Genomic DNA, 21992 nt, shown 5'->3' on the forward strand with positions numbered 1-21992 from the left:
ATTCATTTTTCCCACAAAGCAACATCTTATTTCAAATTTCATTAAAAAAAAATGATACGATAGAGTGAGATTATACATTAAGGGAGAAGGTCAAAATGAAACAACCACTCGCACATCGAATGCGCCCTACAAATATTCAAGAAATTATCGGACAACAACATTTAGTTGGTGAAGGAAAGATTTTATGGCGAATGGTCCAAGCGAATCATTTTCAATCTATGATTTTATACGGTCCTCCAGGCACAGGAAAAACATCGATTGCTAGTGCAATTGCAGGAAGTACCGGAACCCCGTTTCGCCTATTAAACGCTGTTACTCACAATAAAAAAGATATGGAAGTTGTCGTACAAGAAGCGAAGATGCATCGACACCTCGTTTTAATTTTAGATGAAGTTCACCGTCTAGATAAAGCAAAGCAAGACTTTTTATTACCTCATTTAGAAAGTGGACTTCTTACTTTAATTGGTGCAACGACAAGCAATCCGTTTCATGCGATAAACTCCGCTATTCGAAGCAGGTGTCAAATTTTCGAATTACACGCACTAACAGAAGATGATATTTTAATTGGGTTAAAAAGAGCTTTAGAAGATAAAGAAAAAGGACTTGGGGAATATACTGTAACGGTAACAGATGAAGCAATGCACCACTTTGCAAACGCCTCTGGTGGTGATATGCGTTCCGCTTATAACGCACTTGAACTTGCTGTATTATCTAGCTTCACTACAGACGATCGAGCGGCTGAAATCACACTCGAGATTGCAGAAGAATGCCTACAAAAAAAAAGCTTCGTTCACGACAAAGGCGGAGATGCTCATTATGACGTATTATCAGCATTTCAAAAATCAGTGCGCGGAAGTGATGTAAATGCAGCGCTCCATTATTTAGCACGCCTTATTGAAGCAGGTGATTTACAAAGTATTGGTAGACGCCTTCTTATTATGGCTTATGAAGATATTGGACTTGCTAGCCCACAAGCTGGACCGCGTACACTAGCCGCAATTGAATCGGCTGAACGAGTTGGATTCCCAGAGGCACGTATACCACTTGCAAATGCGGTTATCGAGCTTTGCCTATCACCAAAATCAAATTCAGCTTATAAAGCACTTGATGCCGCATTACACGATTTACGTAACGGTCAAACAGGTGATATTCCAAGTCATTTAAAAGATAGTCACTATAAAGGTGCCGAATCACTCGGAAGAGGCATTGGATACTTATATCCACACGACCATCCAAATGGCTGGGTACAACAACAATACTTGCCTGATAAAATAAAAAACAAGCAATATTATAAACCGAAAACGACAGGGAAATTTGAACAAGCACTTTCTACTGTTTATGAAAGATTACAAAGTTCGAATAAAACGAAAAATAAAGGGTAACATAAACGAAAACGTCACCATTACGGAGGCTTCGCTTATGAAAACACGTCAAGATGCATGGACAAGAGAAGACGATCTCCTTTTAGCAGAAACTGTTTTACGACATATTCGCAGCGGAAGTACACAAATAAAAGCGTTCGATGAAGTTGGCGATACATTAAACCGTACTTCTGCAGCTTGTGGATTTAGATGGAACGCTGAAGTCAGACCGAATTACGAAGATGCGGTGCAGATTGCAAAAAAACAACGTAAAGAATTAAAACGTTCTGAAGCTAAAATAGAAAAAGAGCAGTTTACACAAACTCGGCAGCTCGTAATCGACGCTGAGTTTTCAGAAGATATTACGCCAAGTAAACAGGAACTTACAATGCAAAATGTCATCTCATTTTTGCAAAACATGGAACATAGTAACCCTTCAATCGCAAAGTTGCAAACTGAAAATGGTGTATTACAAGATCAGCTCACTTCCCTACAAAAAACGAATAATGAACTTGAAGCAAAATTAGCGGTACTCACAAAAAAACAACAAGCAATCGAAGAAGATTACGCAATGCTTGTTAGAATTATGGACCGTGCTCGAAAACTTGTTTCAGTTGAAGAGCACGAGGAACAGATTGCTCCAATCTTCAAGACTGATCAAAACGGAAACTTAGATATTATATATTCCGCAGAGAATTAAAAAACAGGGATGTCACTTTTTGACTAAGTGACATCCCTGTTTTTTTTGATTCACAATTCAACAGTAAATGAAATTATATTAACGGTTTTTCGAATATATCTATCACAACTTAAAATATATCAACGATTCGACAAGGAATATCGATTTAACGACAAAGATTGACAATAACATTTAAGTAAAAAATTGGATATTTTTCACTTAAATGTTATTGTCTATATATACACTTGAAGGGAGATGGTTGCTATTTCATTAATAGTATTCAAAATAACACTCGGTGTTCTAGTCCTAGCGTTAGGTCTTTTTACAATTCATAGTTTAAAAAAGACCTCCGCCTACAAATCAGACAAATACGATTATTATTTATTAGGATTACTTACATTTGAATTATTAGTATTGCAAATATCAACAATTCTTTAAAACATAAAAAAGCATATATCCGAAATGAATATATGCTTTCCTTTTATTCTTGCCCTACACGCTTCACTTCTACGTTTTTAATACGCTCACGTACAACGTGACTTGCCATAATTAAGCCTGCCACAGATGGTACGAACGCATTTGAAGAAGGTGGTAATTTCGCTTTACGAATTTTTGCATTTTCGTCTGGTACGATTTCTTTACGTACTTCTTCACGAATTACGATTGGATTTTCGTCAGAAAAGACAACTTTTACACCTTTTTTAATACCCTCTTTACGAAGCTTCGTACGAATTACTTTCGCAATTGGGTCTGTATGTGTTTTAGAGATGTCCGCAATACGGAAACGAGTTGGGTCCATTTTATTTGCAGCACCCATACATGAGATAATTTTAATTTTACGACGTAAACATTGTTTAATTAAATGAATTTTAAACGTAATCGTATCAGATGCATCCACTACGAAATCCAAGCCGTGTTTGAAGAACTCTTCATATGTTTCATCTGTATAAAACATCTCTAATCCAATTACTTCACACTCTGGATTGATGTCTGCAATACGCTCTTTCATTAATTCTACTTTTGAACGCCCTACAGTAGATACTAAAGCGTGAATTTGACGGTTTACGTTTGTAATATCTACAACATCTTTATCAACTAATACAAGACGTCCTACGCCAGAACGTGCTAACGCTTCTGCCGAAAATGACCCTACGCCGCCAATTCCTAAAATACCGACTGTACTATTTTTTAATATTTCAAGGCCTTCTTTTCCAAAGGCTAATTCATTACGTGAAAATTGATGTAACATTCAGCTCTACACTCCTATTACAAAAATGGTCTACCATGTATTCTAGCGTTTTTCCGACTATTTGTATAGAAAAAGTTATAGAATTCCTAAAAATACATATTTCAAGAAGGAAAACATAGTGTAAACTGTGCTTTCACTTCTTCTCTCAATCATCCATTAAAAAAGTCTAGATGGTATTAGTATAACCATCTAGACCCTATTTTTACTTCTCTTACTTCTCTTCTTTCACGTTCAACTTCAAGTTCAGTTCTTCAAGCTGTGCTTCTGCAACTGGGCTTGGAGCTTCTGTTAATAAGCAGCTTGCGCTTGCTGTTTTCGGGAATGCAATTGTATCACGAAGGTTCGTACGACCTGCAAGTAACATAACAAGACGGTCTAAACCTAATGCAATTCCGCCGTGTGGTGGTGTACCGTATTCGAATGCTTCTAATAAGAATCCGAATTGCTCTTGTGCTTCTTCTTGTGAGAATCCAAGTGCTTTGAACATTTTTTCTTGTACGTCACGCTCGTAAATACGAAGTGATCCACCACCAAGTTCATAACCGTTTAATACAAGGTCATATGCTTGTGCGCGTGCTTTTTCTGGTGCTGTTTCTAATAGCTCAACATCTTCACGGAATGGCATTGTGAATGGGTGGTGAGCTGCGAAGTAACGATCTGCATCTTCATCGTACTCAAGAAGTGGCCAATCCGTTACCCATAGGAAGTTAAATTTACTTTCGTCAATTAACTCAAGCTCTTTACCTAAGCGTAAACGAAGTGCACCTAAGCTATCTGCCACAACGCTCTTCTTATCTGCTACGAATAGTAATAAGTCGCCAGCATTAGCTTCTAATGTACTCATTAACACGTTTGCATCTTCTTCACCGAAGAACTTTGCAATCGGTCCTTTTAGGCCGTCTTCTTCAACTTTCAGCCAAGCTAGACCTTTTGCACCATATACTTTTACAAATTCAGTTAATGCATCGATGTCTTTACGAGAGTATTTGCTCGCAGCACCTTTTGCATTAATTGCTTTTACTTGTCCGCCGTTTTCTACAGCACTTGTAAATACTTTGAAACCACAACCTGCTGCAAATTCAGATAGGTCTGTTAGTTCCATTTCAAAGCGTGTATCTGGCTTATCAGAACCATAGCGAGCCATTGCATCAGCATATTTCATACGAGGGAATGGTGCACTAACTTCTACACCTTTCGCATCTTTCATGACTTTCGTCATCATACGCTCCATCATTTCTAAAATTTCATCTTGTGTTAAGAATGATGCCTCGATATCGATTTGTGTAAATTCTGGTTGACGATCCGCACGTAAATCTTCGTCACGGAAACAACGTGCTACTTGATAGTAACGCTCAAATCCGCCGACCATAAGAAGCTGTTTAAATAACTGCGGAGACTGCGGTAATGCATAGAATTCACCATCATGCACACGACTTGGTACTAAATAGTCACGAGCTCCTTCTGGTGTGCTCTTCGTTAAAATTGGTGTTTCAACTTCTAAGAATTCTTCTGTATCTAAGAAGTTACGAATTGTTTTTGTTACGTCGTGACGCATTTTAAATGTGTTGAACATTACAGGACGACGTAAGTCTAAGTAACGATATTTTAAACGCACATCTTCTGATGCATCCGTGTCATCAGAAATAATAATTGGCGTTGTTTTCGCTGCATTTAATACGTTTACTTTCGTTGCTTGTACTTCAATACGACCAGTTGCCATATTGTCATTAATTGCACCTTCGCCACGTTCAACAACTGTACCTTCTACGTGTAATACGTATTCGCTACGAATTGTTTCTGCTACTTCTAGCGCTTCTTTTGATGTTTCTGGGTTAAATACAACTTGTACGATACCTGTACGGTCACGTAAGTCGATAAAGATTAATCCACCTAAGTCACGACGTTTTTGTACCCAACCTTTTAATTGAACTGTTTGTCCAACAGCTTCTACCGTTACTTTTCCACATGCATGTGTTCTTTCAGCCACTGTAAGTTCCCCCTATATTAATTTCTCTGCTACGTATGAAGCGAATACATCTAACGCTACTTCTTCTTGTCCGCCTGTCGCCATATCTTTCAAGTTAATGATGCCTTTATCTAGCTCATCTTCCCCTAATACAGCTACGTATTTCGCATTTAAACGATCCGCTGATTTAAATTGTGCTTTCATTTTGCGATCTAAATAATCTTTTTCAACTGACAATCCAGCTTTACGAAGATCAAACGCAACTTTCGCAGCGTGGTCTTTCGCTTTTTCACCAAGTGCTACAACGTAACAATCAATACTATGTTCAATTGGTAATTCAATGTTTTCAGCTTTCAGCGCCATAATTAAACGTTCAATACTCATCGCAAAACCGATACCTGGCATTTCTGGTCCACCGATTTCTTGTACAAGTCCGTTATAACGACCACCACCGCTTAATGTAGTGATAGCACCGAAACCTTCTGCCTCACTCATAATTTCAAAAACAGTGTGTTGATAGTAGTCTAAACCACGTACTAAGTTCGGATCTTTTTCAAATGGAACATCCATCATCGTTAATAGTTCTTGAACTTTGTCGTAGTATACTGCTGAATCTTCGTTTAAGTATTCTGTAATAGATGGTGCTGTTCCCATTAATTCATGGTTACGGTCCTTCTTACAGTCTAAAATACGAAGAGGGTTCTTTTCTAAGCGAGATTGACAGTCAGAACAGAACTCACCGATACGTGGCTCAAAATGAGCAATTAACGCATCGCGGTGCGCTTGACGGCTTGCTGCATCACCTAAGCTGTTTAATACAACTTTAATATTTTTTAAGCCCATGCCGCGGTAAAACTCTACAGCAAGTGCAATTACTTCTGCATCAATTGCAGGGTCATTACTACCAATTGCTTCAATACCGAATTGTACGAATTGACGATAGCGACCTGCTTGTGGTCTTTCGTAACGGAACATTTGACCGATATAGTATAATTTCGTTGGTTGTGTTGCATCACCGAACATTTTATTTTCAACGTAAGAACGTACAACAGGTGCAGTACCTTCTGGACGTAATGTTAAACTGCGCTCTCCACGATCTTGGAATGAGTACATTTCTTTTTGTACGATATCTGTCGTATCACCAACACCGCGTAAAAATAGCTCAGTGTGTTCAAAAATTGGTGTGCGAATTTCTTTATAATTGTAACGACGGCAAATTTCGCGTGCTTGCCCTTCGATATATTGCCATAACTCTACACTACCTGGAAGAATATCTTGCGTTCCGCGTGGGATTTGAATAGACATATTCAGTTCCTCCTCAAATTGTTTTAATCTTAATAAAAATAAAAAAACTCCCGCCTCTACTGTTTAAACAGTAGGGACGAGAGTATTATACCCGTGGTGCCACCCTAATTGAAGCACGTATGCTTCCACTTTTTTAATAACGCTTAAATGTGCGTTCATCTCTACTAAGCGTATAAGCCTTTCAAGTTGAAACCTACAGAGTGTCATTCAATCAGTCATCATGTAGAAATGTTTTCAGCCTAGGACATTTCTTCTCTTTCCATGTGTGTCTCATTTACTCTTCTCTATCAACGGTTATATTCATATGTAAATATAAAATTACTATACGTTTGTTGAGTAGGATTGTCAAGTGCTCTAAGAACGTTCAATCTGCTTCTTTAGACGCTTTACATCTTGAAGAGAAATTCCGAACTCAGAAGCAAGCTCCATGGATGTATTGTTTTGTTCTTTTGAAATAAAATCATGAAAACTCACGTTAAACAGTTGATTTGCACCATTTGTAACAGAATGCCCTTTTTCATTCATACGCATACGTATATCCCTCACATTCAATATGGATGTTTTACTTGTTATTGTTCCATATTGATGAGATAGTTATACATAGCCGAAACAGCTATTGATTCCAAATAAACATAAGAATGCGATTAACAATAATAACAGTAGCCAATCCACTCGCAAGTAAAGGGTGCTTTAAATGATATAACGCTGCAACCCCTACTCCAAAAACGCTAATTTCTAACAATACATGCAATATACCACGCACTTCCCACTCTGCGTGTGGAGCTCCAAATAACCCCCATATGACCGCAACAACAATCGGAAGAATAATAGCCAGTATAATTTTCACAACAGGTATTTCTCCTATTCGAAACCCCCAGTACCCAACAATCCCAAGAACACATAACTCTAGCATAAAACGCAAAGCTATATTGAATTCTTGAAGCATGCTACACCTTCTTTTTCTTTTATTCCCCTTCACAATCATCCTATGTTAAAGTGAAATTTTAATCAATGGGGGTTTTGTCCATCTCCCACTGATTATTAGCCTTCACCAATCGGACCTTTACGGGCAGCCCACAAATAGCAGGATAAATGAACAAAACATACAATAATGTATAAAAAAGAGAGGGTCATATAACCCTCTCTTTTTTAACAATGCTATTTACTTTCCACAATTAAGGTCACCGGACCATCATTGATTAAAGAAACGTCCATCATTGCTCCGAACTTCCCTGTTTCTACATGTAATCCTTGTTTACGAACCTCTTCGTTAAAGAAATCATATAAACGCTCTGCATAGTCAGGTTTCGCAGCATCCATAAAGTTTGGACGTCTTCCTTTACGGCAATCTCCGTATAATGTAAATTGCGAAATAGATAGAACTTGTCCTTCTACATCAAGTACAGAGTGGTTCATCTTTCCGCTCTCATCTTCAAAAATGCGTAGGTTTGCAATTTTTTCTGCAATATAAGTTGCATCTTTTTCTGTATCTTCATGCGTAATGCCCACTAGTAATGTTAAGCCGAATGGAATTTGTCCTACAATCTCACCATCTACTGTGACAGACGCTTCCTTTGATCGTTGTAAAACAACTCTCATCTTTTCTACACTCCCTATTAATGCATCATGCGTCGTACTGCATAAATTTCTGGAACACGTTTAATGCGCTCTACTACTTTTTTCAAGTGCTGTAAGTTTCGAATAGAAATCGACATGTTAATCGTTGCCATCTTATTACGATCACTTCTACCAGAAACAGCTGAGATATACGTTTTCGTTTCTGTAACAGCTTGCAATACTTCATTCAATAAACCACGGCGATCATAGCCTGAAATTTCAATATCAACATTGTATTCAATTTCTTTTTCAGGGCTACCTTCCCACTCTACTTCTAGTAAACGCTCTACAGCTTCTTCTGTATGCACATTGACACAATCACGACGATGAATCGATACACCTCGGCCTTTCGTAATATACCCAACGATATCATCACCCGGAACTGGGTTACAGCATTTTGATAAACGAATTAGTAAATTATCAGCACCGCTTACCTTTACACCAGAATCCCATTTTCGAATTTTCATCGGTTTACGAACTTCTTTAACTTCAACGATGTCTTCTTCTTCACGTTGTTTACGGAACTTGTCCGTTAGTCGCGTAACAATTTGCGCCGCTGTAATTCCGTTATATCCAACTGCTGCAAACATATCTTCTTCATTTGCAAAGTTAAACTTCTCAGCAACACGTTTTAAATTGTCAGGAGCTAACACTTCTTTCATCTCATACTCTAGACCACGTACTTCTTTTTCAACAAGTTCACGGCCTTTTTCAATATTTTCGTCTCTACGCTGTTTCTTAAAGAATTGACGTATTTTATTTTTCGCATGAGATGTTTGAGCAAGTTTCACCCAATCTTGGCTTGGGCCATACGAATGTTTCGATGTTAAAATTTCAATGATGTCACCCGTTTTTAATTTATAATCAAGGGTTACCATTTTTCCATTTACTTTTGCACCAATTGTCTTGTTTCCAATTTCCGAATGGACACGATACGAAAAATCAATTGGAACAGAGCCAAGTGGTAATTCCATTACATCGCCTTTTGGTGTAAAGACGAATACCATGTCAGAGAATAAATCAATTTTTAATGACTCCATAAATTCTTCTGCATTAGAAGCTTCATTTTGCCATTCTAATATTTGACGGAACCAAGTTAGTTTCTTCTCTAATGTACCTGTTGTTTCTGCTGTTTTTCCTTCTTTATACGCCCAGTGTGCCGCGATTCCGAATTCTGCAATCTCATGCATTTCTTTCGTACGAATTTGTACTTCTAGCGGATCACCTTTTGGTCCAATTACAGTCGTATGAAGAGATTGATATAAATTTGCTTTCGGCATTGCAATATAATCTTTAAAACGACCTGGCATTGGTTTCCAGCATGTATGAATAATTCCAAGCACCGCATAGCAATCTTTAATACTATTCACAACGACACGTACAGCTAGTAAATCGTAAATTTCATTGAATTGTTTATTTTGCAATGCCATTTTACGATAAATACTGTAAATATGTTTTGGTCTTCCAGAAATCTCAGGTTGAATTGAAACCTCTTTTAATTTCTCGCGAATGCCAGTCATTACTTCATCTAAATATTCTTCACGCTCTGCACGTTTACGCTTCATTAAATTTACAATACGATAATATTGTTGCGGATTTAAATAGCGAAGTGACGTATCCTCTAACTCCCATTTAATAGTACTAATTCCGAGTCTATGTGCTAAAGGTGCAAAGATTTCTAACGTTTCATTCGCAATGCGACGCTGCTTCTCTTGAGGCAAATGTTTCAATGTACGCATGTTATGAAGACGATCAGCTAGTTTAATTAAAATAACTCGAATATCTTGAGCCATTGCGATAAACATTTTGCGATGGTTTTCTGCTTGTTGCTGCTCATGAGATTTATATTTAATCTTTCCGAGCTTTGTAACACCATCGACAAGCATAGCGATTTCTTTATTAAATTCTCGTTCAATATCTTCTAATGTAATCTCTGTATCTTCCACTACATCATGCAAGAAACCTGCCGATACTGTAGCTGGATCCATGTGTAAATCAACTAAAATACCTGCAACTTGAATTGGGTGAATAATATATGGTTCACCCGATTTTCTATATTGCTCGCTATGTGCATCGCGTGCATATTCATAAGCACGTGCCACTAGCTCAATATCTTCATCCGCTAAATATTGACTTGCTTTCTCGAGTACCTGTTCAGCTGTTAGTACTTGCTCATTTGCCATCGAATCACCTTTTATTGAAAATTGACTTTGTATTTATTAAATAGAATAAATTATATTCTATCATTATAACCCAATGATTGTGAATTGTGAAAAGGAAAAGATTTTACTGACATTTCACCTTATTTTTTTGTTCAATTATACAAAAGTACCCGCTCCTCTCCAAGAGATTCACGGGTACTTTTTATCACCGTAGTTTTACCTATATAGTGATTAGTATTTTTCTAATACTAATACATCGTAACCATCTAACATTTTACGACCATCTAAGTAAGTAAGCTCTACTAAGAATGCAATCCCTGCTACAACTCCGCCAAGTTCTTCAACTAGCTTAATTGTTGCTTCAATTGTTCCACCTGTAGCTAATAGATCATCAGTAATTAATACACGTTGACCTGGTTTAATTGCATCTTTATGGATTGTTAAAACATCTGTACCATATTCTTTGCCGTAGTCAACTGTAATTACTTCACGTGGTAATTTTCCTAATTTACGAACTGGCGCAAATCCTACTTCTAATGCATAAGAAACTGGGCAACCGATAATAAAACCACGAGCTTCTGGTCCTACTACAACATCGATATCTCTTTCTTTTGCATACTCAACGATTGCATCTGTTGCTGCTTTGTATGCTTTACCGTCGTTCATTAAAGGTGTAATGTCTTTAAACACAATACCTTCTTTCGGATAATCCGGTACAATTGCGATATGTTGCTTGAAATCCATATTTCTGAATCCTCCTCAGATATAAAAGGTTTGTAGATACAAATCCTTTACCCTAACTGTTCTACTTATTTATGATTACGAATCGTTTCAAACCATGTATATAGTTGCTGATATGTGCTATAAACCAATTCTTTTTCTAATTGTAAGTGGCTCATTTTCTCACGATATGTGTTCGATTCAATTAAATCACGCTTTTGTTTTTGTTCGGCCATAAAAATGACACCGTCTTTTATTGTAACAAATTCTAGCTCAAAAAACACCTGTGTCATGAAATTTACTGTATCTTTTGACCAACCTTTATGGCGACATAGTTGTTCCCCATATTGTCTTAAAGAAAATGGTGATTTTTGATTTAAGAAAGAATAATACCATTTAAAATGTTCCCTCGTTGGGACTGTACTAAATAGATGATTGTTCTCTTGATAAAATAACGTGTAGATTCTAGATGGGAATCCTACTTTAAATAAATCATGCAATTCATCTGTTCCTTTTGGCAAATCGAGCAAAACGATGTATTGATCATCTAAATGAGTTACCTCTGATGCATGCACAAGATGTTCTTTATAGTCTTCTAAAGAAAACTTATTCAATACCTCTTCAGAAAAATACACCATTGTTATTTTTTCTTTCGGAAGTTCTGCTAAATTCGCTTCCACATTACGCATACTACGCCAATCAAATAATTGCCATGCCTCTACAGCAATATCTTGTACCATTAATTGTGGCTTCTTAAAATTATTCCATTCATTAATGGATGCCTCTCCTATTACAGAAACTTTCGCAACTGGAGAAATTTCTTTTGCATACGCACCAAATCCGAATCCAATTGTATCCAGTGTTGCCTGTCCGTCACGAAGTGCCATTTTCAAATGTGAACCATCTGATCCGATTGCACGAATACTTTCTAATTCAGCATCTTTCACCGCAATACGTGGTTTCGGATTTCCAACACCAAATGGCGCTAACTTTTGCATATCCTCAATTGCAGCAAGAGTTACATCCTCCACCTTACAAAAAGCATCAACTGCTGTAATTGGAATAAAATCTTCCTCAGTTAAAATCACATCAGCTTGCCCATTTAACCTACGTCTTAATTCATCTACATCATTCATATGTAGCGTCATTCCGGCTGCCATCGGGTGTCCTCCGAAGTGTGGCAATAACTCTCTACAATCAGACAAGTTAGCAAATAAATCAAACCCTGCAATACTACGCGCTGAACCCTTTGCCGTTTCTTTTATAGGATCAATGCACAATACAATCGTTGGACGATAAAAACGTTCAACCAATTTAGAAGCAACAATCCCAATTACACCTGGATTCCAACCTTCTTTCGCTAGTACTAACACTTTATTTTCTTCAGGCGGAAAATTATTTTCAACTTCGGCGATAGCTTCTTCTGTAATTTGCTTTACAATATCTTTTCGAAGTTTGTTCAGCTCATCAATTTCTTCAGCAAGCTCTTTCGCTTCTTCTGGATCGTCTGATAATAATAAATGAACAGCAGGTGTTGCATCTTCTAAACGTCCCACCGCATTAATACGCGGTGCAATTGAGAAGCCAATACTTTCTTCTGTAATTTCACTTTGCGAAACGTTAGCAACTTTAAATAAAGCTTTCAAACCAATATTTCTTGTCATACGCATATGTTTAAGCCCGCGCTGTACTAACAACCTGTTTTCACCATGTAGCGATACTAAATCAGCTACTGTACCGATTACTGCGATTTCCAATAAATGTTCTGGAACGCGCCCTAAAAGTGCATGTGCAACTTTAAACGCAACACCAACACCCGCTAAATAGTGAAACGGATAAACACCGCCTTCTAATTTCGGATGAATAATTGCAAGTGCTTCTGGTAATTCTGGCGGTGGCTCATGGTGATCTGTAATAATAAGATCTATTCCAAGGTCCTTCGCTACCTTCGCTTCATGTACCGCTGCAATACCAGTATCTACGGTAATAATTAGCGAGAACCCAGCGCTATGCGCCCAACGAAACGCTTCTTCGTTTGGTCCATACCCTTCTGTAAAACGGTTTGGAATATAAAATTCTACCTCTGCACCTAATTCTTGAAGCGCAAGATATAAGACAGTCGTACTACTTACTCCGTCCGCATCGTAATCACCAAATATTAATATTTGCTCTCCATTTTGAATCGCCTTATTTACACGTTCTACCGTTCTATCCATTCCTTCTAATAAAAATGGATCGTGAAATTCTTGATTTTCTGTATTTAAAAAATCTAAAATCTTATCTTCTGTATCTAATCCTCTACCGAGGAATAACGAAACAACAAGAGGTGATAATTGCAATTTACTTGCTAATTCACTCACTCGCTCTTCACTATATTCTTTTTCTTTCCAACGCGTCTTCGGTTGTAACACGAAATCACCCCTTAACCTATCCATTATACAAGACAGATTAAGGGGTGACAATATGATGCAAGCTACGATGCAATATCCATATACTAAAATATTAATGCTATTTAATTTGGTGAATACGGATTTATATGTACAAAAACATTTTGTACGTTATCTTGTTTCATAAGCGTTTCTTTCACATGCTTTCCAATGCGGTGCCCTTCTTCTACAGTAATGTATGGATCTACAGAAACTTTAATATCAACAATAACGTAATGACCATGCTCCCTCGCATATAAAGAACCGATTTTTTTCACACCATCTATTTGAAGTACTGCTTCTCTAAGCGGAATAACATCTTCCTCATGAAGAACATGATCAAGCGTTGCATGAATCGCTTCTGCCCCAATACTCCACGCCATTTTCGCAACAAGAATTGAAACAAATAATCCTGCAATCGGATCGGCATATACAAGCCAATCTAAACCTAATTTACCACCGATGATAGCTGCACAAATGCCGATTAAAGCTGCAATTGAGGAAAACACATCCGAACGGTGCTCATATGCATTTGCAATAATTGCATCACTATTTATCCTTTTCCCTAATCGGAATTTATATTGAAACATTCCTTCTTTCACGACAATAGAAAAAATGACAGCAAAAATTGTAATTCCCTTCGGCGGTTCTAGTTCTTGTGAAAAAGCTTTTATAGACGAAATCGCTATCTCTAGTCCAACAATAAATAATAATACCGCAACAATAATCGCTGAAATCGATTCCGCTTTGCCATGACCGTACGGATGATCTTCATCAGGCGGCTGCTTCGCTGCTCGTAATCCAAAAAGTACAGCTAACGAACCAATTACATCTGACCCAGAATGCACAGCATCCGCCAATAGCGCCTTACTGTTTCCAATATAACCGATTACCGCTTTTATAATCGCTAATATAATATTACCAACGATTCCGACAATAGCACCAAACTCGGCCTGTTTAAAACGTTCATCTTTTTCCATAATTAAAATCCCTTCTTTTCTTAACCTATCTTTTTATCCCGCTATTTGTGGGCAGTAAGCCCCCCACCTCAAAATCCGGCAAATAAGAGGAGTTAGGTGGGAGTCGTGCTGCCCGTAAAAGTCCGATTAGTGAGGGCTAATAATAAGTGGGGATGAACAAAACCCCCACTTATTAAAGTGTCACTTTATTTTAACAAAAACAGCGATAACCTTACCACTTTCTTCCACTTTCTTCTTTCAAAAGTCGCTACCTTATTGTATCCACAAACGAAAAAAGAGATGCCTCATAAAGAGACATCACCTTTTTTATACTTGCGGTTCAGATTCTACTTTCTCAACCTTCTTCTTGTTTTTCCCCTTTTTCAAACGACGGTTTTCAAGTAGTAACCAAATTTGAGAGGCAACGAAAACAGAAGAATACGTACCTACGATTAATCCAACAAGTAAAGCAAACGAGAAGTTACGTAGTGACTCGCTACCGAAGATAAGTAACGCAATTACCGGGAATAACACTGTTAATACGGTGTTAATCGAACGTCCAAGCGTTTGACGAATACTTGCATTTACGATTTCTTCTAGGTCTTTTATATCGCGAACTCGTTTTTTCTGTTTGTATAATTCACGGTTTCTATCAAAGGTAACAATTGAGTCATTAATAGAATAACCGATAATCGTTAATACCGCAGCGATAAACGTTAAGTCTACTTCTATCTGGAAAAGACTAAACATAACAACCATAACGAATGCGTCATGTAGTAATGCAAGTACTGCAGATAATGCATACGTAAATCGGAATCGAATACTTACGTATAAGATAATAACTACCGAAGCAATTAATACTGCGATAAATGCATTTCGTGCGATTTCTTTACCGATTGTTGGTGAAACTGTACTTACGTTTGGCTCTGTACCATATTTATCATGGAAGAATGTTTTTGCTTTCGCAATTTCATCTTTTGATAAAACTCCTAATGTACGAACGGCGAAACCTTTATTGTCGTCCCCAGTCGGTACAATATCTTCTTCCTTCACATCAATTTTCAATTCTTCCAAATCTTTATGAACATCTGACACAGTAAGTGCTTGTTTAGATTGCAAGTCGATACGTGTACCACTTGCAAAGTCAATCCCAAGATTCAGTTTGAAAATTGGTAGTATAATTGCACCTGCAATTACAACTACCATCGAGAAGATAAGGAATTTATGACCGATATTTACGAAATTAATACGATCAAATCTTGTCGGTGGATGTACTACACCTTTTGTTAATGGAATAATATCCTTTTCCTTAACACCAAAGTAAGATGGTTTTTTATCGAAGTAACGGCTCTTTACAAGTAAACCTAGTAAGAAACGCGTACCGAATACGTTCGTAATGAAACCGACTAAAATACTAACAATTAAACTTGTTGCGAATCCTTTTACAGAGCTATTACCATAAACGAATAATACACCAGCTGCTGCAAGTGTTGTAATGTTCGCATCTAAAATTGTCGCTAATGAACGATGGTTACCAGCACGAAATGCTGACATCATCGACTTACCAATTTTCAGCTCTTCTTTCAGTCTCTCATACGTAATAATATTCGCATCAACTGCGATACCTACCCCGAGCACTAACGCTGCAATACCTGGCAACGTAAGAACCGCATGCATCCAGTTAAAGACAAGCAATGTAACGAAAATGTATAACCCTAACATAATAACCGCTACAAGTCCTGGTAAACGGTAGAATACAAGCATAAATAAGAAGATTATAGCAATACCAATCGCACTAGCGAAAATCGTTTGCTCTAATGCTTGTTGCCCAAATTTCGCTCCAACAGATGTTGAATACATTTCTTTTAAATCAACAGGAAGTGCACCTGCATTTAATAAAGATGAAAGTTCTTTCGCGCTTTCCACTGTAAAGTTTCCACCTACGATAGATACTTCAGCTTGGTTAAATACTTGGTTTACTGTTGCTGCTGATAAAAACTTCGGATTCGGTTTTGCAGACTCTGCTTTATACGAATCTTTTCCTTCTTCAAAATCAAGCCAAATTACCATTAAATTCGTTGGTGGTGGCATTTTTGAAATTTTTTCAGTTACTTCACGGAATTTGTCAGCGCTTTTTAGTGTAAGACCTACGCTTGCACGGCCTTGCTCATCAAATGTTTGCTTTGCTCCGCCGCCTTTTAAATCCGCTCCGTCCATAAGAAGGTTGTCATTCACATCACGGAATGTTAATTTTGCTTGTGTTGATAACATGTCACGTGCTTTTTGCTGATCTTGTACACCAGCAAGCTGTACGCGAATTCGATCTTCTCCTTCGATTTGAATGTTCGGCTCACTTACACCGAGTGCATTGACACGATTTTCAAGAGCACCTACTGTACTGACAAGTGCATCACGATCGATTTTATCACCTTTTTTGGCTGGTTTTACTTCATACAGAATTTCAAAACCACCGCGAAGGTCTAGTCCTAGACTAATTCCTTTTGCTATGTCTTTTCCTGCCGCACCAATCACTCCACCAATTAATAAAACGATGAGGAAAAAGGCGGCAATTCTTGTACCACGCTTTGCCATATGTACCCTCTTTCTGCTACTAACACTTTCAATAAATCTCTTACGATTCATTTTTACACGTGTGCATACGCCTAGTTAGTAGACTTACTTTCTATAAAATACATGTATTTCCGCTAGTTCATCACTAGCTGTGTAGGTAAGTTTGTCACCATGCCTACACTTTCATTATTTATTTTTCCTCTTCACTACCTCCTTTATATATAATCTTAGACATAATTAATTCCTCTTTATCAATACCTATCATTATACTGCAAAAGGAAGAACAAACCAATTACAGTCGGTTATTTATTTTCATATTCATCAAACGACCAAAGTGGCGCTTGATATGCTTCAACAGTTAAATAATTCATATATTCATTAGTACTTACTCTTAATACATCATTTACTAATTCATATAACCTAACATCACTGTCTATCTTTTTCCACTTTTTCGCCTTGAGAAACTTCCAAATATCATTATCTGTCACTCGGTCGTAACCGAACATTTGAAACTCTTCTACTTTACTTTCTAAAACGACTTGTAACTGTCCGCGGTATGATTCTACCAAAGCCTCTTTATCCAACATATATAACATCTCCTTCTGATTTCAGCACGAAAAGTCGCTTTTAATCCCGCTCTAATGGACAGCAATAACCACTTTCAAGAGTTCCCTCAATACTGCACTCTCTTAAATGCTTGTCATTCTTGTCTCATACGTGCATATAAATTATTGTAAATCATTCCACTGATTTTGAGAAGGTAGGAGAAGACCATGACGAGACAAAGCTTTTTAAAAGGTGCATTTATTTTAATGATAGCTGGCTTTATTACAAAAATCCTTGGATTTATTAACCGCATTGTAATGGCACGTATTTTAGGAGAAGAAGGCGTTGGCCTTTATATGATGGCTGTTCCCACCTTCATTTTAGCAATTACATTAACACAAATTGGCCTTCCTGTTGCAATTGCAAAATTTGTAGCAGAAGCAGAAGCAGTGAACGATAAACAAAGAGTCAAAAAAATATTAACTGTCTCCCTAGCTGTTACATCCGTTATTAGTATCATTTTAACAATTGGAATTATGCTCCTCACGCCTGTTCTAGCAAAAACATTATTAACCGATGAAAGAACGTACTATCCATTAATGGCTATTTTACCTGTCGTCCCTGTTATTGCAGTTTCTTCTGTTTTACGCGGTTATTTTCAAGGGAAACAAAATATGAAGCCTAGCGCCTATGCTCAAGTTATAGAACAAGTTGTCCGCATTACAATTATCGCTGTATGCATTCGGTTATTTTTACCTTACGGCGTAGAATATGCTGCAGCTGGCGCCATGCTATCAGCCGTTCTTGGCGAAGTTGCATCTTTATTATTTTTACTTACTTTATTCCAGCGCGAAAAACATTTATCTATACGCTCTGGTTTTTTCACTACGGTAAAGGAGAGCAAAAATACATTTTATTCTCTTATGGATATCGCACTTCCAACTACAGGAAGCCGTTTAATCGGTTCCGTTTCCTATTTCTTTGAACCTATCGTCGTTATGCAAAGCTTAGCAATTGCCGGGGTTGCCGCTTCTGTCGCAACACAGCAATACGGTATATTGAACGGTTATGCCTTCCCGCTTCTATCACTACCTGCCTTTATTACATACGCTCTTTCTACAGCACTCGTCCCTTCCATTAGCGAAGCGATGGCAAAGAGACAGCACAAATTAGTGGAACACCGTTTACAACAAGCACTTCGAATTTCCTTAATTACCGGTGGATGGTCAGTCGTTATTTTATATGTATTTGCTTCACCCGTCTTAACGCTTATGTATGGATCGGACAGTGCAACAGCGTTCATCCAACTTCTTGCACCTTGCTTTTTATTTCATTATTTTCAAAGCCCACTTACATCTGTGTTGCAAGCTTTAAACTTAGCAAGAGCTGCTATGATGAACACATTTATTGGCGCTATCGTAAAATTAATCGTTATTTTTGCACTCGCTTCGCGCCCAGAGTTCCAAATGATGGGGGTTGCTCTCGCAATCGCAGCAAATATAGTGACGGTAACATTCCTTCACTATGCTACTGTTTTAAAGAAAATTAAATTTACTATTTATGCAAAAGACTATATTTTTGGAGGACTTGCCATCGGCATTGCAGGTGCCTTCGGTTTTTACCTTCATAAATATATTATTTTCTCTCATTCACTTGGCGTACAAACATTATGGGAAATCACTTTAACAACAATCGTTTATATTTTCCTCCTCTTTGCTTTCAAACTCATTCGAAGAGAAGAGTTGAGTCACCTCCCTATCATTCGGAAACTTTCATTTTTGAAGTAAATAGGCTTACTATTTAATACGGTAAGCCTCTAGTTTTCTTTCAAATCAACAAAAAATTGGCCATTTTGAAAGCTGCAGTATAAAATTTGTGCTATATCGTTATAACCTAAGTTTTTTAATTTCCCAATGAGCCATTCATCTGTGTGTTCAATCATTTGCAAATGATTGAATTGAATTTCTCCATCAATAATTAATGGGAGTGTAAAAATCGGCGTATCATTTTTACTCTTTTTACTTTTTTGCTTTTGAAAAACAGACAACTTCCCTGACGGTTCTAAAATAGCATATTCCACATCCCGCACATCCCCGACCCCTTGCTCCCTTAGTTGCATCATTAAATCGTCTATGTTATAGCGCTGTTTCCGCATCTTTTTTTCATCAATCTTTCCCGCATTTATAAGAATAGCCGGTTCACCTTCTATTAAATGTCGAAAACGTTGAAACTTTAAAGATATAATTGACAAAATGATTTGTATGCACATAAGAAAAATCATCGGAACTAATTGATGCCAAAGTGATTTATCGGTATTTTCAATTGCTACTACGGCCATTTCTCCAAGCATAATGAATACGACTAAATCTAATACACTTAGCTCTCCAATTTCACGTTTACCCATAAGACGGAAAATAATTAAGATAATGATATACAAAAGCATCGTCCGGCCAATTATTGATACCCATTCCATTTCTACATCTCCTTTTTTATTTATAGATTCCCCTACAAAAAAGAAACTAGTCTAACTTGATCAAAATGAAAATATGCTTGTATTAAAAAGGGGGAATTCATAAATGGATGGAACGAAAAAATTATCAACTGCAATCGGCTTCGGTATTATTACCCTACTTATCCTCGCATCTATTACTAGCATGGTTATAGCTCTATTATTAAAGTTTACGAATATGAATGAAGGGACATTAACCGTTACTATTTTGATACTAGCTCTTCTATCTATGCTTATGTCTGGGTTTATTGCTGGAAAAAAGGCGCAAGGGAAAGGTTGGCTAGTAGGTTTCACAACGGGACTTACATTCGCTATGCTTGTTTTTCTAGTTAACTATTTAGGTTTCTCTCAAACTTTATCGAACTCACAGTTACTTTACCAATTGGCATTAATGGGCGCGAGTACACTCGGTGGTATTTTCGGTGTAAATATGTCAAAACAAAATAACTAAAAAAAGGCCCTGCACATTTCATGCAGGGCCTTCCTCATTAGTTTTTCACAACTTCACGAATCGCATTGCGATCGAAAGTTAAGTGTGAACCACCAGATTTAATAACGATTTTCGTTTCATCTACTGATTCGATTGTACCGTGTAAGCCACCAATTGTTATGATAGCATCACCTTTTGCTAATTCGTTTTGCATTTGAGCAACTGCTTTTTGACGCTTTTGTTGCGGGCGAATTAATAAGAAATAGAAAATCGCAAACATCGCAACGATCATAATGATATTCATCATACCTGGATTCATATTTTTTTCCTCCTTTTAAATTATGTATTAGAAGTTTTTAGCATTCGGTTTATTAAAGCCATACTGTTCAAAGAACTCTTCGCGGAAATCGCCAAGACGGTCTTCACGAATAGCTTGTCTCACCTGCTCCATTAAGTTTAACAGAAAATGAAGGTTGTGATAAGACGTTAAACGAATTCCGAACGTTTCATCACATTTCATTAAGTGACGAATGTACGCACGAGAGTAATTTTTACATGTGTAGCAATCACAGTTTGGATCAAGCGGACCGAAGTCTCTAGCGAATTTCGCATTTTTTACAACAAGGCGACCTTCACTTGTCATACATGTACCATTTCGAGCGATACGAGTTGGAAGTACACAATCAAACATATCAACACCACGAATTGCACCATCAATTAACGAGTCAGGAGAACCTACTCCCATTAAGTAACGTGGTTTATCATCAGGAAGAAGTGGTGTTGTAAACTCAAGAACACGATTCATAATATCTTTCGGTTCACCAACAGATAGACCGCCTATAGCATAGCCAGGGAAGTCCATTGAAACAAGATCTCTCGCACTTTGGCGACGAAGCTCTTCAAACTCCCCACCTTGTACAATACCGAATAAACCTTGGTCTTGCGGACGCTCATGCGCCTTTAGGCAACGCTCTGCCCAACGGCTCGTACGCTCTACAGACTTTTTCATGTATTCAAAAGTAGCTGGGAACGGTGGACACTCATCAAATGCCATCATGATATCTGAACCTAATGCATTTTGGATTTCCATCGCTTTTTCTGGTGATAAGAATAATTTATCTCCATTTAAGTGGTTACGGAAGTGAACGCCTTCCTCTTCAATACGGCGGAAGTCACTTAAACTGAATACTTGGAAACCACCAGAATCCGTTAAGATCGCACGGTCCCAGTTCATAAATTTATGCAAACCACCTGCTTCACGAACAATTTCGTGACCTGGACGTAGCCATAAATGATACGTATTACTTAAAATAATGCCAGAATCCATCGCTTTTAATTCTTCTGGTGACATTGTCTTAACTGTTGCAAGTGTCCCCACTGGCATAAATGTTGGTGTATCAAATGAACCGTGCGGCGTATGTACACGACCTAAACGCGCACCCGTTTGTTTACAAGTTTTAATAAATTCATAACGAATTGCTGTCATAATTTA

Annotated in this window: 19 protein-coding genes and 1 other annotated feature; of the genes, 4 read left to right on the forward strand and 15 right to left on the reverse strand. The window is 37.6% G+C overall.

What is annotated here, in order from left to right; translation table 11 throughout:
* The first annotated feature begins 95 nt into the window (after positions 1-95).
* Positions 96-1382 carry a replication-associated recombination protein A gene (locus BAQ49_RS24820; protein WP_071747434.1) on the forward strand — a complete coding sequence of 429 codons (1287 nt, stop codon included), beginning with the start codon at positions 96-98 and terminating at the stop codon, positions 1380-1382.
* A 37-nt stretch (positions 1383-1419) separates the two neighbouring features.
* Entirely contained in the window at positions 1420-2061 is a 642-nt protein-coding gene (locus BAQ49_RS24825; protein WP_071747435.1) for an RsfA family transcriptional regulator, read from the forward strand.
* A gap of 460 nt (positions 2062-2521) precedes the next feature.
* Here BAQ49_RS24825 and BAQ49_RS24835 read toward each other — a convergent pair whose 3' ends face one another.
* The 12 genes from BAQ49_RS24835 to BAQ49_RS24890 all read right to left on the reverse strand — a co-directional run bounded on the left by BAQ49_RS24835 (position 2522) and on the right by BAQ49_RS24890 (position 17602).
* The gene (locus tag BAQ49_RS24835) at positions 2522-3289 is read right to left on the reverse strand and encodes a tRNA threonylcarbamoyladenosine dehydratase (protein ID WP_000903182.1); all 768 of its coding nucleotides are present in this window, start codon (positions 3287-3289) and stop codon (positions 2522-2524) included.
* A 211-nt stretch (positions 3290-3500) separates the two neighbouring features.
* Complete coding sequence (gene aspS / locus BAQ49_RS24840) at positions 3501-5276, reverse strand: aspartate--tRNA ligase (RefSeq protein ID WP_071747437.1); 1776 nt, start codon at positions 5274-5276, stop codon at positions 3501-3503.
* A 12-nt stretch (positions 5277-5288) separates the two neighbouring features.
* Complete coding sequence (gene hisS, locus BAQ49_RS24845; protein WP_071747438.1) at positions 5289-6560, reverse strand: histidine--tRNA ligase; 1272 nt, start codon at positions 6558-6560, stop codon at positions 5289-5291.
* Between the two features lie 69 nt (positions 6561-6629).
* Positions 6630-6860, reverse strand: a binding site (T-box leader).
* 54 nt (positions 6861-6914) lie between these two features.
* Entirely contained in the window at positions 6915-7091 is a 177-nt protein-coding gene (locus tag BAQ49_RS33140) for a hypothetical protein (RefSeq protein WP_048531368.1), read from the reverse strand.
* Positions 7092-7173: 82 nt separating this feature from the next.
* Positions 7174-7506, reverse strand: coding sequence for a YrdB family protein (locus BAQ49_RS24855; RefSeq protein WP_071747439.1), 333 nt, complete (start codon positions 7504-7506; stop codon positions 7174-7176).
* A gap of 212 nt (positions 7507-7718) precedes the next feature.
* On the reverse strand, positions 7719-8159 hold the full coding sequence (locus BAQ49_RS24860; RefSeq protein ID WP_001266956.1) for a D-tyrosyl-tRNA(Tyr) deacylase: 441 nt from the start codon (positions 8157-8159) through the stop codon (positions 7719-7721).
* Positions 8160-8176: 17 nt separating this feature from the next.
* On the reverse strand, positions 8177-10360 hold the full coding sequence (gene relA, locus BAQ49_RS24865; RefSeq protein WP_071747440.1) for a GTP diphosphokinase: 2184 nt from the start codon (positions 10358-10360) through the stop codon (positions 8177-8179).
* Positions 10361-10570: 210 nt separating this feature from the next.
* On the reverse strand, positions 10571-11083 hold the full coding sequence (locus tag BAQ49_RS24870; protein WP_000346217.1) for an adenine phosphoribosyltransferase: 513 nt from the start codon (positions 11081-11083) through the stop codon (positions 10571-10573).
* 65 nt (positions 11084-11148) lie between these two features.
* Positions 11149-13470: a single-stranded-DNA-specific exonuclease RecJ gene (recJ, locus tag BAQ49_RS24875; RefSeq protein WP_071747441.1), complete on the reverse strand. Its 2322-nt coding sequence runs from the start codon at positions 13468-13470 to the stop codon at positions 11149-11151.
* Between the two features lie 101 nt (positions 13471-13571).
* The gene (locus tag BAQ49_RS24880; RefSeq protein WP_071747442.1) at positions 13572-14465 is read right to left on the reverse strand and encodes a cation diffusion facilitator family transporter; all 894 of its coding nucleotides are present in this window, start codon (positions 14463-14465) and stop codon (positions 13572-13574) included.
* A gap of 306 nt (positions 14466-14771) precedes the next feature.
* On the reverse strand, positions 14772-17036 hold the full coding sequence (secDF, locus tag BAQ49_RS24885) for a protein translocase subunit SecDF (protein WP_071747443.1): 2265 nt from the start codon (positions 17034-17036) through the stop codon (positions 14772-14774).
* A gap of 281 nt (positions 17037-17317) precedes the next feature.
* On the reverse strand, positions 17318-17602 hold the full coding sequence (locus BAQ49_RS24890) for a post-transcriptional regulator (protein WP_002112000.1): 285 nt from the start codon (positions 17600-17602) through the stop codon (positions 17318-17320).
* Positions 17603-17788: 186 nt separating this feature from the next.
* On the opposite strand from BAQ49_RS24890, the gene spoVB reads away from it, so the two are divergent.
* Positions 17789-19348, forward strand: a complete 1560-nt coding sequence (gene spoVB / locus BAQ49_RS24895) for a stage V sporulation protein B (protein ID WP_071747444.1) — start codon at positions 17789-17791, stop codon at positions 19346-19348.
* A 29-nt stretch (positions 19349-19377) separates the two neighbouring features.
* Here the strand turns inward: spoVB and BAQ49_RS24900 are convergent, their stop codons facing one another.
* Entirely contained in the window at positions 19378-20034 is a 657-nt protein-coding gene (locus BAQ49_RS24900) for a DUF421 domain-containing protein (protein ID WP_071747445.1), read from the reverse strand.
* 103 nt (positions 20035-20137) lie between these two features.
* Here BAQ49_RS24900 and BAQ49_RS24905 point away from each other — a divergent pair, with 103 nt between their 5' ends.
* On the forward strand, positions 20138-20521 hold the full coding sequence (locus BAQ49_RS24905; RefSeq protein ID WP_071747446.1) for a TIGR04086 family membrane protein: 384 nt from the start codon (positions 20138-20140) through the stop codon (positions 20519-20521).
* Between the two features lie 37 nt (positions 20522-20558).
* Here BAQ49_RS24905 and yajC read toward each other — a convergent pair whose 3' ends face one another.
* Together yajC and tgt are read right to left on the reverse strand one after the other, a co-directional pair.
* Entirely contained in the window at positions 20559-20819 is a 261-nt protein-coding gene (yajC, locus tag BAQ49_RS24910) for a preprotein translocase subunit YajC (protein ID WP_071747447.1), read from the reverse strand.
* A gap of 27 nt (positions 20820-20846) precedes the next feature.
* On the reverse strand, positions 20847-21986 hold the full coding sequence (tgt, locus tag BAQ49_RS24915; protein ID WP_071747448.1) for a tRNA guanosine(34) transglycosylase Tgt: 1140 nt from the start codon (positions 21984-21986) through the stop codon (positions 20847-20849).
* Positions 21987-21992: the final 6 nt, after the last annotated feature.

Origin of the sequence: Bacillus proteolyticus, from assembly GCF_001884065.1 — a bacterium.
Lineage (GTDB): Bacteria > Bacillota > Bacilli > Bacillales > Bacillaceae_G > Bacillus_A > Bacillus_A proteolyticus.

What these genes read in the sequence shown, in the direction of transcription:
- tgt (WP_071747448.1), bottom strand. Translation starts at nt 21,986, where the DNA reads ATGACAGCAATTCGTTATGAATTTATTAAAACTTGTAAACAAACGGGT.
- spoVB (WP_071747444.1), top strand. Translation starts at nt 17,789, where the DNA reads ATGACGAGACAAAGCTTTTTAAAAGGTGCATTTATTTTAATGATAGCT.
- BAQ49_RS24905 (WP_071747446.1), top strand. Translation starts at nt 20,138, where the DNA reads ATGGATGGAACGAAAAAATTATCAACTGCAATCGGCTTCGGTATTATT.
- yajC (WP_071747447.1), bottom strand. Translation starts at nt 20,819, where the DNA reads ATGAATCCAGGTATGATGAATATCATTATGATCGTTGCGATGTTTGCG.
- relA (WP_071747440.1), bottom strand. Translation starts at nt 10,360, where the DNA reads ATGGCAAATGAGCAAGTACTAACAGCTGAACAGGTACTCGAGAAAGCA.
- hisS (WP_071747438.1), bottom strand. Translation starts at nt 6,560, where the DNA reads ATGTCTATTCAAATCCCACGCGGAACGCAAGATATTCTTCCAGGTAGT.
- BAQ49_RS24820 (WP_071747434.1), top strand. Translation starts at nt 96, where the DNA reads ATGAAACAACCACTCGCACATCGAATGCGCCCTACAAATATTCAAGAA.
- BAQ49_RS24880 (WP_071747442.1), bottom strand. Translation starts at nt 14,465, where the DNA reads ATGGAAAAAGATGAACGTTTTAAACAGGCCGAGTTTGGTGCTATTGTC.
- BAQ49_RS24900 (WP_071747445.1), bottom strand. Translation starts at nt 20,034, where the DNA reads ATGGAATGGGTATCAATAATTGGCCGGACGATGCTTTTGTATATCATT.
- BAQ49_RS24835 (WP_000903182.1), bottom strand. Translation starts at nt 3,289, where the DNA reads ATGTTACATCAATTTTCACGTAATGAATTAGCCTTTGGAAAAGAAGGC.
- BAQ49_RS33140 (WP_048531368.1), bottom strand. Translation starts at nt 7,091, where the DNA reads ATGCGTATGAATGAAAAAGGGCATTCTGTTACAAATGGTGCAAATCAA.
- BAQ49_RS24855 (WP_071747439.1), bottom strand. Translation starts at nt 7,506, where the DNA reads ATGCTTCAAGAATTCAATATAGCTTTGCGTTTTATGCTAGAGTTATGT.
- secDF (WP_071747443.1), bottom strand. Translation starts at nt 17,036, where the DNA reads ATGGCAAAGCGTGGTACAAGAATTGCCGCCTTTTTCCTCATCGTTTTA.
- BAQ49_RS24825 (WP_071747435.1), top strand. Translation starts at nt 1,420, where the DNA reads ATGAAAACACGTCAAGATGCATGGACAAGAGAAGACGATCTCCTTTTA.
- BAQ49_RS24870 (WP_000346217.1), bottom strand. Translation starts at nt 11,083, where the DNA reads ATGGATTTCAAGCAACATATCGCAATTGTACCGGATTATCCGAAAGAA.
- BAQ49_RS24890 (WP_002112000.1), bottom strand. Translation starts at nt 17,602, where the DNA reads ATGTTGGATAAAGAGGCTTTGGTAGAATCATACCGCGGACAGTTACAA.
- BAQ49_RS24860 (WP_001266956.1), bottom strand. Translation starts at nt 8,159, where the DNA reads ATGAGAGTTGTTTTACAACGATCAAAGGAAGCGTCTGTCACAGTAGAT.